Raw genomic sequence first — 14,666 nt, forward strand, 5'->3', positions numbered from 1 at the left:
GTGTGGGCGTGGGCGAGGGGCGCCGGATACGGCTCAGTAGCCCGGATAGCGGTACCACCACTGCGGGTCCCACGCCTCCTGGTACTCGCCCCCGCCCGGGGAGTGCGTGAACTCCTGTACGAGATCGCGCGCCAGGGCGTCGAGGACCCAGGACAGTTCGTGGCGGCCGACCAGCCGGACCGGCAGCGCCTCCACCCCGTGGAGGGCGCCCAGGAACGCCCCAGCGACACAGGCGACCGCGGTGCCCTCCGGGGCCCCGGAGGCGAAACGGAGCGCGGCTTCGACGTGTTCGCGGCCGGGGAAGGAGGCGGCGGCGTAGAGGCCGCCGTGGAGGGCCGAGAGGGCGGTCGGGCCGGGAGCGAGGCGGATCAGTTCGGCCTGGTCCCCCGGCCGTTCGACCGCCAGGCGGAGCACCGCGGCGAGGCGCCTGGTGTCCTCTGCGGTGGTGTTCTCGTCGAGGCCGGGAAGGGCGGACACCGCGGCCGTGAGCGTCTCGTGGACGCCGCCCCCGGCCAGACACCGGCGGACCAGCAGCGCGGCATGAACCGTGGCGGACTGCGCAGCGGGGGCGCCGTGCGTCAGCGCCGCGAAGTCCCGGAGCATTTGGGCCTGGCAACCGGACACCGCGGCGGCCGGGAGCGTGCGTCCGAGTGCGTGCCAGCCACCGCTGTTCGTGGCGGGCTCGGCCACGGTGCCCTGCTCGATCCGGGAGAGCGCGGCCACGGTCGCCGGTGCGTCACCACGGCGCTCGGCGAGCGCGGGCACCTCCGCGAGCCAGCCGGTCGGCCACGGCCGGTCGAGCCCCATGGTCCAGCGCTCCCGCAGGCGTTCGGCCTCGATGCCCTGGAGGGCCGCCCACCGGCAGTAGGCGTGCCACAGCACCGAAGGGGGATGGCAGATGCCCTTGTGGTTCCCGCGTACGCTTGCCCGCACCAGGCCCTCGGCCGTGAAGCACGCCAACTGGGTGCAGACACCGGCCTGCAGCGGTCCCGCAGCCGGCACCGCGCCGCGTGCGGCTCCCAGCGTCTCGCCCAGCGCCAGGCCGACGAACAGCCCCCGGGTGCCGGACGAGGTCCTGCCGGCGCGGACCTTGTCCGGGTCTGCCTTCAGGTAGTTCATGTGATCAGCAAACATCACGGCGGCGGTGAGCCGGAACCCGGGGGCGACGACAACCGGCAACGCGCAGCAGAACGGGCGCGGGAGGACGGGCGCGGGGCGCTCCGATGTGGCGTGATGTCGACTCCGCTGTCCGGCGGAGGCGGCTCGTTCCGGCGAACGATGCGGCGGCCCTCCGGCGGGCGGGACGATCGTCATGCGTCGCGGCGCACCAGGGGGGAGCCGCATGGTGGTGCGTCGCGAGGCCCCGGTGAAGGGCGCTCACCCGTGGGGGAGGTGGGCGCCCTTCACGAACCGGGACGACGGAGGGCGGGACCGGCCCCTTCGCCGTACGCGGCTCGACGGGCCGCCGGAAAAAGGGGACACCGGACGCGCCGTCGGAAGCCGCGAGGGTTCCGTGGTCACAGGACACTGACGTCGGCCGCCGCAGCGGCGCGGCGGATCGCGTCCAGGGTGCGGGCCACGTCCTCCTCGGTCGTGGACCAGTTGCTCACCGAGATGCGCATCACCCGGTGACCGTGCCAGGTGGAGCCGCTGATCCAGGCCGTGCCGTCGGCGAGCAGCAGGGCGAGCACCCGGTCCGTGCGCTCGTCGTCGCCGAAGTCGGCGCAGACCTGGGTGAACACCACGTCGTTGAGCACCCGCGCCCCGCGGATGTCCGCGATGCCCGTCGAGAACGCCGCGGCATGACGGCACAGACGCTCGACGAGTGCGGCGACGCCCGACCTGCCCAGGGAACGGAGCGCCGCCCAGACGGTGAAGGCCCGGCCCCGGCGCGAGAGTTCCGGCACCTTGTCGAACGGATCGCCGTGCTCGTGGTGGATGAGGTACTCGCCCTGACGGCCCATGGCCGCCTGGACGGTCGAGGCGTCCCGTACGACGGCGACGCCGCAGTCGTACGGGACGTTCAGCGTCTTGTGGGCGTCCGTCGCCCAGGAATCGGCGTGCTCGCAGCCTGCCGTCAGGTGCGCGTACGCGGGGGACGCGGCGGCCCAGAGCCCGAAGGCACCGTCGACGTGCACCCAGGCGCCCGCATGGTGGGCGGCCCCGATCGTCTCCCCGAACGAGTCGAACGCCCCCGAGTGGATCTCTCCCGCCTGGAGTACCACGATGGTCGGCCGGGCGCCACCGGTGTCCAGGGCGTGCAGCAGCGCCCCGGGGACGATGCGCCCCTGGTCGTCCGCCTCCACGAGCTGCGGCTCGCCCAGACCGAGATAGCGCAGCGCCAGGTCGACGGCCATGTGGCGGGCCTCACCGGTCAGGACCCGTACGCCCGGCCCGCCCGTGAGACCGTCACGGACGACGTTCCAGCCCGCCTGCCGCAGGACGGTGTCGCGGGCGGCGGCGAGACAGGTGAAGTTCGCCATCGTGGCGCCCGTGGTGAATCCGACGGCGCTCTCCGGGGGAAGGCCGAGCAGGTCCAGCAGCCAGGCCCCGGCGATGTCCTCGACGGCGGTGTGCGCCGGGGAGACCAGACGCATCACACAGTTCTGGTCCCATGCGCTCACCAGCCAGTCGGCGGCGAGGGCGGCCGGCTGGCTGCCGCCGACCACGAATCCGTAGAACCGGCCGCTGGGGAAGGCGGTCAGGCCGGGCTCGCCGGCGGTGGCAAGCAGGTCGATGACGTCCGCGGGCGGGCTCGGTTCCTCCGGCAGCTCCGGGCCGAGCGCCCGTACGACCTCGTCGACCGAGGCACGGGCCGGTACCGGCCGGTCCGAGAGACTCGCGAGCCAGCGGACGGCATGCTCGTGCGCCCGCTGCAGCGCCGCCTCGCGCGCGTCCATGCTTCGGACTATGAACCCCCCGCCGGGGCCGCGCAACACGCTCCGGGCCCTGCCCCGGCCTTCCCCGGTGAATGACGTCGTCCCCCGGACGGCGGGCCCGCAGCGCAACGACCCCCGCCCTGGCGGGCGCCCCGGGGCGGGCACGGTGCGTCGCGAGCCGGCACACACCGTGCCGGTCCTCGCTGTGCACGGCGGACCCGGGCAGGCCCGCACCCATGAGGCGTTGCCCCCCAGGGCCGGCCCCCGGAGTCCGGCCCGCCCCACCGCGAGCCCGGGTGCAGTGCGACCACCGCTCCCTGACAGGCGGCGGCGTCCGGTCGGATCTCCACTCCGTGGACCGGCTGCTACGGGTGGTGATCGCCTGCGGTGTCCGGACCGTCGAGAAGCGCCGTCACGCTCTCCACGGTGTCCGCCTCCGCCGCCGGCTTGTCCTCACGGAACTGCACCACGCGCGCGAATCGGAGGGTGACACCCTCGGGGTAGCGGCTGGACCGCTGGACTCCGTCGAAGGCGATCTCCACGACCAGTTCGGGACGTACCCGTACGCCCCAGGACTCCTCCGCGACGGCCAGTTCCCGCAGCCGCTTCGTCTGCCAGGCCAGCATGGTGTCCGTCAGGCCCTTGAACGTCTTGCCGAGCATGGCGAATCCGCCGTCGCGACGGCGGGCGCCCAGATGCAGGTTGGAGAGCGTCCCGGTCCGCCGCCCGTGCCCCCACTCGGCGGCCAGCACCACCAGGTCGAGGGTGTGCACCGGCTTCACCTTCAGCCACGCCGCGCCGCGGCGGCCCGCGCTGTAGGGCGCGTCCAGTGCCTTCACGACCACGCCTTCATGGCCTCGGGCGAGGACGGCGGCGGCGAACTCCTCCGCGGCGTGCCGGTCCCCGGCCGCGGACGGGTCGCCGACGACCAGGCGCCGCACCCGCAGCGCCTCGGGCAGCATCCGGTCGAGCACGGCGTGGCGGTCGGCCGTCGGAGCGGCGAGCAGGTCCTGCCTCTCGGCGTACAGCACGTCGAAGAAGACGGGGGACAGCGGCACCGCGGACCGCGCGAGCGTCACGTCGAGCGTGGAGCCCACCCTGCCGGACGTCTCCTGGAACGGCCGCGGCCACCCCTGCGCGTCGAGGGCCAGCAGTTCCCCGTCCAGCACGGCCTGTTCGACCGGCAGTGCGAGGACCGTGGCGACCACCTCGGGAACCCGTGCCGTGATGTCGGCGAGCGTACGGGTGAAGACCCGCACGGTGCCGCCGTCCCGGTGCACCTGGATGCGCACGCCGTCGAGTTTCTCCTCCAGCGCGCACGGGCCCGCCTTGTCGAGCGCTTCCCCGACCGACTTCGCGGTGTGCGCGAGCATCGGCAGCACGGGCCGGCCGAGAGTCAGCCGGAACCGTCCCAGGGCCGCCGGGCCCTCGGCGAGCAGAGCCTGTGCCACCGCGGCCGGGGAACCGCTCAGCATGACGGCCTGCCGCACGTCCGCCGGTGGTGCCCCGCCTGCCGCCGCCAGCCCCTCCAGAGCCACGGCGTCCAGGGCGCCCTGGCGCAGTTCGCCGCTGATCAGCCGGATGAGGAAGACCTGCTCCTCCTCGGTGGCGGAGGCCATCAGCTCGCGCACCAGCCGCCTGCGCTCGCCTTGGGCGCCCTTGCCCGAGACGGCTGCGATCCGGCTCAGCGCCGCATCGACTTCCAGCACCTCCATCCGGGACTCCGTCGCCGGTGCCTGCCGCTCCCTGAGCGTGCTCCACCCCACCCCGATGCGGCGCTGCGGCAGCCGCCCCGCCAGATAGGTGATCACCACCGGTGCCTCGGCCGGCTCGGCGGCGCCGAACAGCCGGGCCAGCAGCGCGATCTTCTCCGTCCGCGCGGACGCGGCGGCGATGTCCCGGGAGGCCCGGGCGAGCTCGGCGAGTCTCATGGCCCCATCCTTCCCCGAGGGGGGTCCGGGTGCGCGCGATCGCCCGGTGAGCGGAACGCCCGCCGTCCCGCGGGCCTCAGTCCGTCCGTATGGACAGCCCGTACGCCGGGCGGCCCGTGCAGAGGGCCGGATGGGCCGCCTCGGCCGCCGGAGCCTCCTTCGGCACCTCGGGGCTCTCCGAGCAGAGAACCCGCACGTCCACGGTCCCGTCGGGCGTGAAGTCCCCTACGCCGTCCACCCGGCCCCGGTGCACCACCACCGGGGAGATCCAGCCCGCGGCGCGGCTCACCGCCTTGCGCCGCTCGGCCTGCGGAAGGCCCGCGTGGGCATTGGGGAACGGACGGGCGGTGTCCGTCCGTTCCTGCCGAGCACACTGGCAACGGTCTGCGGCCGGGACGGCCGCCCACGGGATCCGACATGGCCCGCGGACGGCCGTCGCCTGCCGTCGCCGCCGTTGTGCCCGTCAGACGCCCGGCGGCACGTGCGCCGGACGTCCCCGGCCGCGCGTCAGGCTGTGGCCCCAGATGCCGGCCAGCGCCGCCACCACCGCGCCGCCCGCCGTCCAGAGCCAGCGCGACGACCACCAGCCGGAGGACCAGCCGCCCTCCGGCTCCACGGACGGGCCCGCCGCGGGAACCAGCGGCTCGGACAGCGAGCCGTCGACCGCCTGCGCGCCGCCCGCGTCGGACGTGACGACGTCGACCGCCGCGTCGACGGGCTGGCCGAGGTCCTCGGTGGGGGCGCTCGTCACGGTCAGACGTATGTAGTAGGTGCCCGGCAGCGGGTCGTTGGCCCAGGGCTCGGACCAGGACCGCACCGTGCGCAGCGCGCACGACAGCTCCACGGACGTGGCGTCCTGCCGGGCGGTGACGGTGTTGCTGCCGTACCGGCAGGCCTGGCGGCGGCGCAGGCCGTCGTAGACGTCGAGCTGCCAGGTGTGGCCGCCGTGCCGGGCGGACGACTCGGGGAGCTTCACCGTCGCCCGCACGGTGGCCCGTTCACCCGCGTCCGCCGGGAACTGCCAGTACAGGTAGTCACCGGTCGACGCGTTCGCGGTGGCCCGCTGGCCGGGGCGGACGACCGTGGCCGTGCGGAACGACGTACCGGCCTCGGTAGGGGCGGCGGACGGCCCGTCGTCCGTCGGACTCGGGGAAGGGCTGGGCGCCGCCGCCGCCGTGCCCGGCACGGCGACGAGGGCCGCGGCGGCGAGCAGCAGGCCGGTGAGCATACGGACGGTACGCATCAGGTGGTCCTCCAGACGGAGATGCGCCAGCGCGAGATCCAGCCCCACAGCAGACCGGCCGCGAAGCCGACCACTGCCAGGACGATCAGCAGCCACCAGCCGTGGCCGAGACCGAGGAACGCCGCGTCTGACGCCTCGTCCGGTCCGTCGACGACGTCGATCGTCAGCTCCAGGGGCAGGCCGGGTGTGGTCTTGACGGACGCGGGGGCGGAGAAGGCGTTGCTGACCCGCAGACAGACGGTTTCGGCGGCCGGCTTGTCGTCACCGGAGCCGGAATCCAGGACGGCATCCCCGCCCGCGCCGTCGGTGTCGGGCTTCGGATACCGCAGGCCCGTCGACAGGACGTCCGTGCGGCCCGCGCCGGTCGCCTCACCGCGCACGATCTCCCGGCCGTGCACCGTCGATGCCCGCAGCATCACCCCGTGGTCCCGGTTGACCGCCCGGTCCGCCGCGATGCTCACCGAGGCGCGCAGCTCCTGGCCGGGCAGGACGTCGACCCGGTACCAGCGGTGCTGGCCGAAGGACTCGCGGTCGGTGTACAGACCCGCCTTCAGCTGCGGCGCGTCGGCGCAACGGTCCGCGCCCTTGGCCGCCACCGGCGTGACCACGGGCTCCGCGGCCCGTTCGACCAACTGGCTGACCCGGTCGGACAGTTCGTCCTTGTGCTGTACGGATGTGTAGGTGCCGCCGGTCGCCTCGGCGATGCAGATCAGCTGTGCGCGGGTCTTGGCGTCCGGGACGAGCCCGAGCGTGTCGATGGTGAGGTGGATGCCCTTCGCGGCGATCTCCCGCGCCACGACGCAGGGGTCGAGCGGTGCGCAGGTGTCCTCGCCGTCGGTGATGAGCACGATCCGCCGGGTGGCGTCCCCGCCCTCCAGGTCGTCTGCCGCGCCCAGCAGGGCCGGACCGATCGGTGTCCATCCGGTGGGCGCGAGCGTCGCCACGGCGGTCTTCGCCTCGGTGCGGTCCAGTTTGCCGACCGGGTACAGCTGCCGGGTGTCCTTGCAGCCGGTCTTCCGGTCCTTGCCGGGGTAGTTGGCGCCGAGCGTCCGGATGCCGAGCAGCACCTCCTCCGGCACGGCGTCCAGCACCTCGTTGAACGCCTGCTTGGCGGCGGACATGCGTGACTGTCCGTCGATGTCCCGGGCCCGCATCGAGCCGCTGACATCCAGGACGAGTTCGACCTTCGGCGGTTCCTTCTTGGCGGCCGGCTCGTCGTCGGCCACCGCCGTGGCCGGGGCGAGCCCACCGCTCAACGTGACCAGCAGGCCGCAGAGTCCGGCCGCCAGTCGCTTTCGTGTGATCATCGGCGGATCATAGTGACCGTTCCGCGGGCTCCCCAACCCGGCCACCGCGAGCGTGGTCCGTGCACCGTGTCATCGTGCGCCGACGCCGACGCCGACGCCGACGCCGACGCCGACGCCGACGCCGACGCCGACGCCGACGCCGACGCCGGTTCTGGTGCGGCGCGTGGTGCCGTGGCGGCTGTCGCGTTCCTGTCCCGTCCCCTTGTGTGCGCTCGGCGGAACAGGCCCGGCCCGGGGATTTTTCCCGGGCGTGGCGGCCGACTCGCCCTCGTCGCAAGGGGATGCCGCGACGGACCGGACCCCTGGCGTCATCCGCCCTTGGTCCGGGGCGGGTCTGCCCCGTCCGGGCGAATGCGGCGTGGCGTGCGCCCTTACGGGCGGGGACGACGGGGACGGAAGGGCAGGCTGTGGCCGGTCCGTCCGCGAGCGGAATCCTCCGGCGGGCCGTCATCCCCGACCTGCCCCCGGAGGTACCGATGCGCCGTCGCGCCCGTTCGCTCGCCGTCTCTCTGATCGCCCTCGTCGCCGGGGCGCTCCCCGTCACCGAAGCGGCCGCCGTGCCCGCCGACAAGGATGCCGTGCTGCGGACGTGGACGGACGTCGGCGCCGTCAGCTACGCCTCGTGGAACGCCGCCCGGACGCATCAGGACGCCTGGCGGGCCTACGGGTTCGACTGGTCCACCGACAACTGCACGGCCTCCCCGGACGACCCGTTCGGGTTCCCGTTCGGTTCCGCCTGTGCGCGGCACGACTTCGGATACCGGAACTACCACGCGGCGGGCACCTTCGCCGCACACAAGGACCGGCTGGACAGGGCGTTCCACGCCGACCTGCTGCGCGTGTGCACCGCCTACTCGGGGTCGGAGCGCACGTCCTGCGAGGGAACCGCCTGGATGTACTACGAGGCGGTGGTGCTGTTCGGCCGGCCTTCGCCGACGGCACCCGGATCGACGACGTCGCCGGACGCCTTGACCCTGCCCGCGCCGGAAACCCTGCCCGCGCCGGAGATGGTGCCGGACGCCGCGATCCTGCCGGTTCCGGAGGCGGCGCCGGACTCCCCGGTCCTGCCCGCGCCGGACGCCGCGATCCTGCCGGTTCCGGGGACTGCGCCGGACGCCGCGATCCTCCCCGCACCCGACGTCGCGATCCTCCCCGCGCCGGCGTCGGAGGCCCTCACGGCGGCGACGGAAGCAGCCACGGCGGCCTCGGACGCCGCCACGGCGGAGGCAGGGACGAAGCGCGCGGCAGCCCTCGTCCCGGGCGTCGCGGAAGTCGTGCTCCCGCGCCTGGAAAAGGTCCTCGCCGACCGCTGAGGGCCATCGTCGGCAATGGGCGTTGTCCCCGGCCGCCCCTGCCTCAGAGCGCGGCCGGATGCAGTGAGAGGGCCGGCTCCTCCCTCCAGGAGCCGGCCCTCTCGGTCTCTGCGTCAGCGCCGGTCGAGCAGGCCCTGGACCTTGGCGCGGACCTCGTCCGTGGCCAGGCCGCGGATCGTCAGGGTCGTACGGCGGCGCAGTACGTCGTCCACCGTCTCGGCCCACTCGTGGTCACGGGCGTAGACGACCTGCGCCCAGATCTCCGGCGCGTCCGGGTGGACGCGTTCGGCCAGCGCGGGGTCCTCGTTGGCCAGGCGCGCGATGTCGAAGGACAGCGAGCCGTAGTGCGTGGCGAGGTGGCGCGCGGTGTCCGCGGCCATGCGCGGGCCGGGAGCCGGACCGTCGACGAGCAGCCGGTGGGCGACCGCACGCGGGTTGGCGATACCCGGCAGCGGGAGCTTCCTCGGCAGCTGCGAGATCGGCTCCATGTCCTCGCCCAGCGGACGGCCGGGCAGCGTCGCCAGCTTGTTCATGACGGTGCGGCCGATGTGGCGGAAGGTCGTCCACTTGCCGCCCGCCACCGACAGCATGCCGCCGCGGCCCTCCGTCACCACCGTCTCGCGCTTGGCCTTGGAGGTGTCGCCGGGACCGCCCGGCAGCACCCGAAGACCCGCGAACGAGTAGGTGATGAGATCGCGGCTGAGCTGCTGGTCGCGGATGGAGAAGGCGGCCTCGTCCAGGATCTGGGAGATGTCCTTCTCGTTGACCGCGACGTCCGCCGGGTCGCCTTCGTACTCCTCGTCCGTCGTACCGAGCAGCAGCATGTCCTCCCAGGGGAGGGCGAAGGTGATGCGGTACTTGTCGATCGGGGTCGCCAGCGCCGCCTTCCAGGGGGAGGTGCGCTTGAGGACCAGGTGGGCGCCCTTGGAGAGGCGGATGGAGGGGGCCGCATCCGGGTCCTCCATCCGGCGCAGGTGGTCCACCCACGGACCGGTGGCGTTGAGCACCAGCCGGGCGTCGACACCGAACTCGGTGTCGTCCGTACGGTCCTTGAGGTCCGCTCCGGTGACCCGGCCGCGCGTGAAGCGCAGCCCGGTCACCTCGGCGTGGTTGAGGACCGTGGCCCCCGCGTCGACCGCGGCTCGTACGGTCATCAGCGCCATACGGGAGTCGTTCATCTGGTCGTCGCCGTAGACCGCGACGGCCTTCAGATCGTCCGTGCGCAGCTCGGGGACGTCGCGCTGGGCACGGGCCGGACTGATGACGTGGCCTATGCCGTCACCGAACGCCGACAGTGCCGAGTACGCGAAGACTCCCGCGCCGAGCTTGGCGGCGCCGTGCGGTCCGCCCTTGTAGACCGGCAGGTAGAACGTGAGCGGGTTGGACAGGTGGGGTGCGACGTCCCGGGACACCGCCCGCCGCTCGAAGTGGTTCTCCGCGACCAGCTTCACCGCGCCGGTCTGCAGGTAGCGCAGTCCGCCGTGGAGCAGCTTGGAGGAGGCGGAGGAGGTGGCGCCGGCGAAGTCGCCGGCGTCCACCAGGGCCACCCGCAGTCCGGACTGCGCGGCGTGCCAGGCCGTCGAGATGCCCAGGATGCCACCGCCGATCACCAGGAGGTCGTACGTCGCCTTCGAGAGCCGCTCTCTGGTCTCGGCGCGGCTCGGGAGGGAACCGGCAGCCGGGTGCGTCCCAAGGGCGGGGACGCTCTGCAGGGTGCTCATTTCGTCTTACTCCTCGTCCTCGATCCAGCCCATGGTCCGCTCGACGGCCTTGAGCCAGTTCTTGTACTCGCGTTCACGCTTGTCAGCGTCCATGCGGGGGGTCCACTCGGCGGCCCGGCGCCAGTTGGCACGCAGGGCGTCGGTGTCCGGCCAGAAGCCGACGGCCAGGCCGGCGGCGTAGGCGGCGCCGAGGCAGGTGGTCTCGGCGACCATCGGGCGCACCACGGGTGCGTCCAGGACGTCCGAGAGGGTCTGCATCAGCAGGTTGTTGGAGGTCATGCCGCCGTCGACCTTGAGCGCGGTCAGCTCGACGCCGGAGTCCTTGGTCATCGCGTCGGTGATCTCGCGGGTCTGCCAGGCAGTGGCCTCGAGCACGGCGCGGGCGATGTGCGCCTTGGTGACGTACCGGGTGAGGCCGGCGATCACACCGCGGGCGTCGGAGCGCCAGTACGGGGCGAACAGTCCGGAGAAGGCCGGGACGAAGTAGGCGCCGCCGTTGTCCTCGACCGAGGACGCGAGCGTCTCGATCTCGGCCGCGGAGTTGATGAGGCCCATCTGGTCGCGCATCCACTGCACCAGCGAACCGGTGACGGCGATGGAGCCCTCCAGCGCGTAGACCGGCTTCTGGTCGCCGATCCGGTAGCCGACCGTGGTCAGCAGGCCGCTGTAGGAGTTGATGACCTTCTCACCGGTGTTCAGCAGCATGAAGGTGCCGGTGCCGTAGGTCGACTTGGCCTCGCCCTCGGAGAAACAGGTCTGGCCGAACAGGGCCGCCTGCTGGTCGCCGAGTGCGGAGGCGACCGGGACGCCGTCCAGGACGCCGCCCTTCACATGGCCGTACACCTCGGCGGAGGACCGGATCTCGGGCAGCAGCGCCGCCGGGACCTCCATGGAGGTGAGGATCTTGTCGTCCCACTCCATGGTGTGGAGGTTCATCAGCATGGTGCGGGACGCGTTGGTCACGTCGGTGACGTGGTGGCCGCCGTCGACGCCGCCGGTCAGGTTCCAGATGACCCAGCTGTCCATGGTGCCGAAGAGGATGTCGCCGCGCTCGGCGCGCTCCCGCAGACCTTCCACGTTGTCCAGCAGCCAACGGACCTTGGGGCCGGAGAAGTAGCTGGCGAGCGGCAGGCCCGTCTCCCGGCGGAAGCGGTCCTGACCGACGTTGCGGCCGAGATCCTTGCAGAGCGCATCGGTACGGGTGTCCTGCCAGACGATGGCGTTGTGGACGGGCTCACCGGTGTTCTTGTCCCACAGCACGGTGGTCTCGCGCTGGTTGGTGATGCCGATCGCCTTGACGTCGGCGGCGGTGATGCCGCCCTTCTCGATGGCGCCCGCCACGACCTCCTGGACGTTGGTCCAGATCTCGGAGGCGTCGTGCTCCACCCAGCCCGGCTTCGGGAAGATCTGCTCGTGCTCCTTCTGGTCGACGGAGACGATGCGGCCGTCCCGGTCGAAGACGATGCAGCGGCTGGACGTGGTGCCCTGGTCGATGGCGGCGATGAACGGGCCGGCGGTGTGTGCGTCGGTCACAGTGTGCTCCTGGGAGTCTGGTGGAAGGACGTACGGCTCAGGCGAACGCGATGTTGTAGATACCCGCGGCGATGGCGGCACCGACAAGCGGGCCGACGACGGGGATCCAGGCGTAGCCCCAGTCGGAGCGTCCCTTGTTCGGCAGCGGAAGCAGGGCGTGCACAATGCGCGGGCCCAGGTCACGGGCCGGGTTGATCGCGTATCCGGTCGGGCCGCCGAGCGACAGACCGATGGACACGACGACCAGTGCGACTATCAGACCACCGAGGGTGCCCAGTCCCTTGCCTCCGTCGTTCAGACCGAAGGAGAGGACGGCGAGCACGAGCACCACGGTGCCGATGATCTCGGTGGCAAGGTTCTGCCAGACGTTACGGATCTCCGGGCCGGTGGAGAAGATGCCGAGGACCGGGCCTGCGTGACCGTTGCCCTCGTGCGGGCCCTCGGCCGGCTTGTCGGCGATGTCACCGACGATCTCGGGGTCGCTGAGGTGTGCTTGGAACTGTCCGTAGTACGTGACCCAGACCAGCGCGGCACCGATCATGGCGCCGAGCATCTGTCCGGCGACGTAGACCGGGACGTTGCTCCAGTCGTTGTCCTTGAGGGCCAGGCCGACGGTTACGGCCGGGTTGAGGTGGGCACCGGAGAGGGAGCCGGTCATGTAGACCGCGGTCAGGACCGCGAAACCCCACCCGAAGGTGATGGCGAGCCAGCCGGCGTTGCGTGCCTTGGAGCTCTTGAGGGTGAGGGCGGCACAGACGCCGCCGCCGAGGAGGATCAGTACGGCGGTGCCGATGGTCTCGCCGATGAAGATGTCGGAGCTGGACACGCGCGACTCCTTTGTCCTTCTTCCAGGGGAAGGCGAACCCCCGGGTCCCACCGGTGGTTCGTGCCCTCGGTTGAGGGCGGTGCCGGCCCTTGGCGTCGCCACACTCTAGCGCGTATTGCCGTTAGGTGTTCGACAATGCCGACCGGTGAACGGCAGTTTTGTTCGCCGTAAGGAGCCCGTCAAGAGTTGTGGCCCCGGTATCCCTATCGTTATCGCGGCGCCGGAACCGGAAGACTCGCTGAGCGGACATACGGGTCCGCTCACCGCCATATCCGTGCAGGGAAAGCCCAGGTCGGAAGGGGTGTGCCGGAGATGCCCGCCCTCGGTGGACGTGCGGTCGGCGGGCAAAACGGAAACGAGCCGGGCGGGCCGGATCGGGTACCGGCACGGCAGCGGATCGTTCAGGGGGTCGACAGGCCGCGTCCGGCCGTTTCCGCTCCCGGGGGCGCCTGGGGGCGTACGGGGCTCCCGCACGGGGTGGACGGCTGCGGAGTGCTGACCGGACGGCTCCGGGGGCGGCTCGACGAGTCGGCGCGGTACGGCGTTCATGCCGCTCCGGACGTGGTCATGCCGCGCCGGGCCCGTGGTCAAGCCGTTCCGGGCGCGTGGTCAAGCCGCGCCGGGTCCGTGGTCAAGCCGTTCCGGGCTCCCCGGAGACGGAGACGGAGACGGGAACGGGCCGGTCGGAACCGGCCCGGTCGAAGCACCTCTTGCCTCGGGACTCCCCCGGCTCAGAACCGTCCCGCGCCGAGGTCCCTGGACACCGCGCGTGCGCAGTCCCGTACCGCGGCGACCAGCTCCGGCCGCAGCTCTCCGCCGGGGCACACGCGCTCCACCGCACCCGTGATGCCCACCGCGCCCACCGGCATCCGGCGCCGGTCGTGGATCGGGGCGGCGACCGACGCCACGCCGTCCCAGGTCTCCTCCACGTCCGCCGCCCAGCCGCGCGCCCTGGTCAGGTCGAGCACGTCCTCGAATTCGTCCGGCCCCGTGACCGTGCGCGGCGTGAACGCGTCCCGCTCGACCTCCATGACCTCGCTGTGCGCGACGGGGTCGAATGCCGACAGCACCTTGCCCAGTGCGGTCGAATGCAGCGGCTGCATGGCACCGACCTCCAGCACCTGGCGGCTGTCGTCCGGCCGGAAGACGTGGTGCACGATCAGCACGCCCTGCTGGTGCAGCACACCCAGGTACGCCGCCTCGCCACTGGACCGCGCAAGATCGTCCGTCCACACCAGCGCCCGGGCCCGCAGCTCGTGCACATCCAGATAGCTGTTGCCCAGGCGCAACAGCTCCGCACCCAGCTGGTAGCGCCCCGACGTGAAGTCCTGCTCGACGAATCCCTCCTGCTGGAGGGTCCGGAGAATCCCGTGCGCGGTGCCCTTGGCCAGGCCGAGCGCGGAGGCGATGTCGGACAGTCCGAGCCGGCGCTCCCCGCCCGCGAGTAGTCGCAGCATCGCAGCCGCCCGTTCGAGCGACTGGATGTTCTTCGCCATCGCTCTGCCCACCTCCCAATCAGTTCGACAATGCTGAACACTATCGGTCGATGCCGACCCGCGCTGCTCCCTGTGCACACGATGGCGGAGTGGGATCGGAGCGGGAGGGGCCGCCCTCCGGGAGTAAGGATGCCGTCCGGCCCGTGGGACGCCCGCGCGGGGCCGACCCTCTTCTGGCTAGGCTGGCGACGTGCGCCTTCCTCGTGGAAGCCGCAAAGCCGACAGCCGTCGCACTCCAGGGAGCACATCCATGGCCTCGTTGCCGACCCCTTCCGTATCCGCCTCTGCGTCCGCGGACAGCAGGACCCGAGCCGCAGCACTCCGCGAGGCGTTGGTTTCGCGTGTGGTGGTGGCGGATGGTGCGATGGGCACGATGTTGCAGGCGCAGGATCCGTCGTTGGAGGATTTCGAGCAGTT

At 72.4% G+C, this 14,666-nt stretch carries 10 protein-coding genes and 1 pseudogene; 1 reads left to right on the plus strand and 10 read right to left on the minus strand.

Annotated features, from left to right (window positions below; all coding sequences use genetic code 11):
- Nucleotides 1–33 precede the first annotated feature (33 nt).
- The 6 genes from ACZ4Z5_RS21415 to ACZ4Z5_RS21440 form a co-directional block, all read right to left on the minus strand.
- Nucleotides 34–1,119 (minus strand): ADP-ribosylglycohydrolase family protein, encoded by a 1,086-nt coding sequence (locus ACZ4Z5_RS21415; protein WP_468265008.1) that lies wholly within the window; start codon nucleotides 1,117–1,119, stop codon nucleotides 34–36.
- Nucleotides 1,120–1,517: 398 nt separating this feature from the next.
- Entirely contained in the window at nucleotides 1,518–2,900 is a 1,383-nt protein-coding gene (locus ACZ4Z5_RS21420; protein ID WP_468265010.1) for a pyridoxal phosphate-dependent decarboxylase family protein, read from the minus strand.
- Nucleotides 2,901–3,244: 344 nt separating this feature from the next.
- On the minus strand, nucleotides 3,245–4,810 hold the full coding sequence (locus ACZ4Z5_RS21425) for an ATP-dependent DNA ligase (protein WP_468265012.1): 1,566 nt from the start codon (nucleotides 4,808–4,810) through the stop codon (nucleotides 3,245–3,247).
- Between the two features lie 76 nt (nucleotides 4,811–4,886).
- On the minus strand, nucleotides 4,887–5,099 hold the full coding sequence (locus ACZ4Z5_RS21430; RefSeq protein ID WP_468265014.1) for a hypothetical protein: 213 nt from the start codon (nucleotides 5,097–5,099) through the stop codon (nucleotides 4,887–4,889).
- 174 nt (nucleotides 5,100–5,273) lie between these two features.
- Nucleotides 5,274–6,053: a hypothetical protein gene (locus tag ACZ4Z5_RS21435; RefSeq protein WP_468265016.1), complete on the minus strand. Its 780-nt coding sequence runs from the start codon at nucleotides 6,051–6,053 to the stop codon at nucleotides 5,274–5,276.
- Nucleotides 6,053–7,360: a VWA domain-containing protein gene (locus tag ACZ4Z5_RS21440; RefSeq protein WP_468265018.1), complete on the minus strand. Its 1,308-nt coding sequence runs from the start codon at nucleotides 7,358–7,360 to the stop codon at nucleotides 6,053–6,055. Before ACZ4Z5_RS21440 ends, ACZ4Z5_RS21435 begins: the two co-directional genes overlap by 1 nt.
- 476 nt (nucleotides 7,361–7,836) lie before the next feature.
- Between ACZ4Z5_RS21440 and ACZ4Z5_RS21445 the strand changes: the two are divergent.
- Nucleotides 7,837–8,283, plus strand: a pseudogene (locus ACZ4Z5_RS21445) (phospholipase); the annotation flags it as partial.
- 503 nt (nucleotides 8,284–8,786) lie between these two features.
- Here the strand turns inward: ACZ4Z5_RS21445 and ACZ4Z5_RS21450 are convergent.
- From ACZ4Z5_RS21450 to ACZ4Z5_RS21465, 4 genes are all read right to left on the minus strand, one after another.
- Entirely contained in the window at nucleotides 8,787–10,394 is a 1,608-nt protein-coding gene (locus ACZ4Z5_RS21450; protein WP_468265020.1) for a glycerol-3-phosphate dehydrogenase/oxidase, read from the minus strand.
- A 6-nt stretch (nucleotides 10,395–10,400) separates the two neighbouring features.
- Nucleotides 10,401–11,927 carry a glycerol kinase GlpK gene (glpK, locus tag ACZ4Z5_RS21455; protein ID WP_468265022.1) on the minus strand — a complete coding sequence of 509 codons (1,527 nt, stop codon included), beginning with the start codon at nucleotides 11,925–11,927 and terminating at the stop codon, nucleotides 10,401–10,403.
- A gap of 37 nt (nucleotides 11,928–11,964) precedes the next feature.
- Nucleotides 11,965–12,753 carry an MIP/aquaporin family protein gene (locus ACZ4Z5_RS21460; RefSeq protein ID WP_468265024.1) on the minus strand — a complete coding sequence of 263 codons (789 nt, stop codon included), beginning with the start codon at nucleotides 12,751–12,753 and terminating at the stop codon, nucleotides 11,965–11,967.
- A gap of 731 nt (nucleotides 12,754–13,484) precedes the next feature.
- Nucleotides 13,485–14,249 carry an IclR family transcriptional regulator gene (locus ACZ4Z5_RS21465; RefSeq protein ID WP_468265026.1) on the minus strand — a complete coding sequence of 255 codons (765 nt, stop codon included), beginning with the start codon at nucleotides 14,247–14,249 and terminating at the stop codon, nucleotides 13,485–13,487.
- Between the last annotated feature and the right edge of the window lie 417 nt (nucleotides 14,250–14,666).

The organism is Streptomyces sp. NPDC030222 (assembly GCF_055573115.1).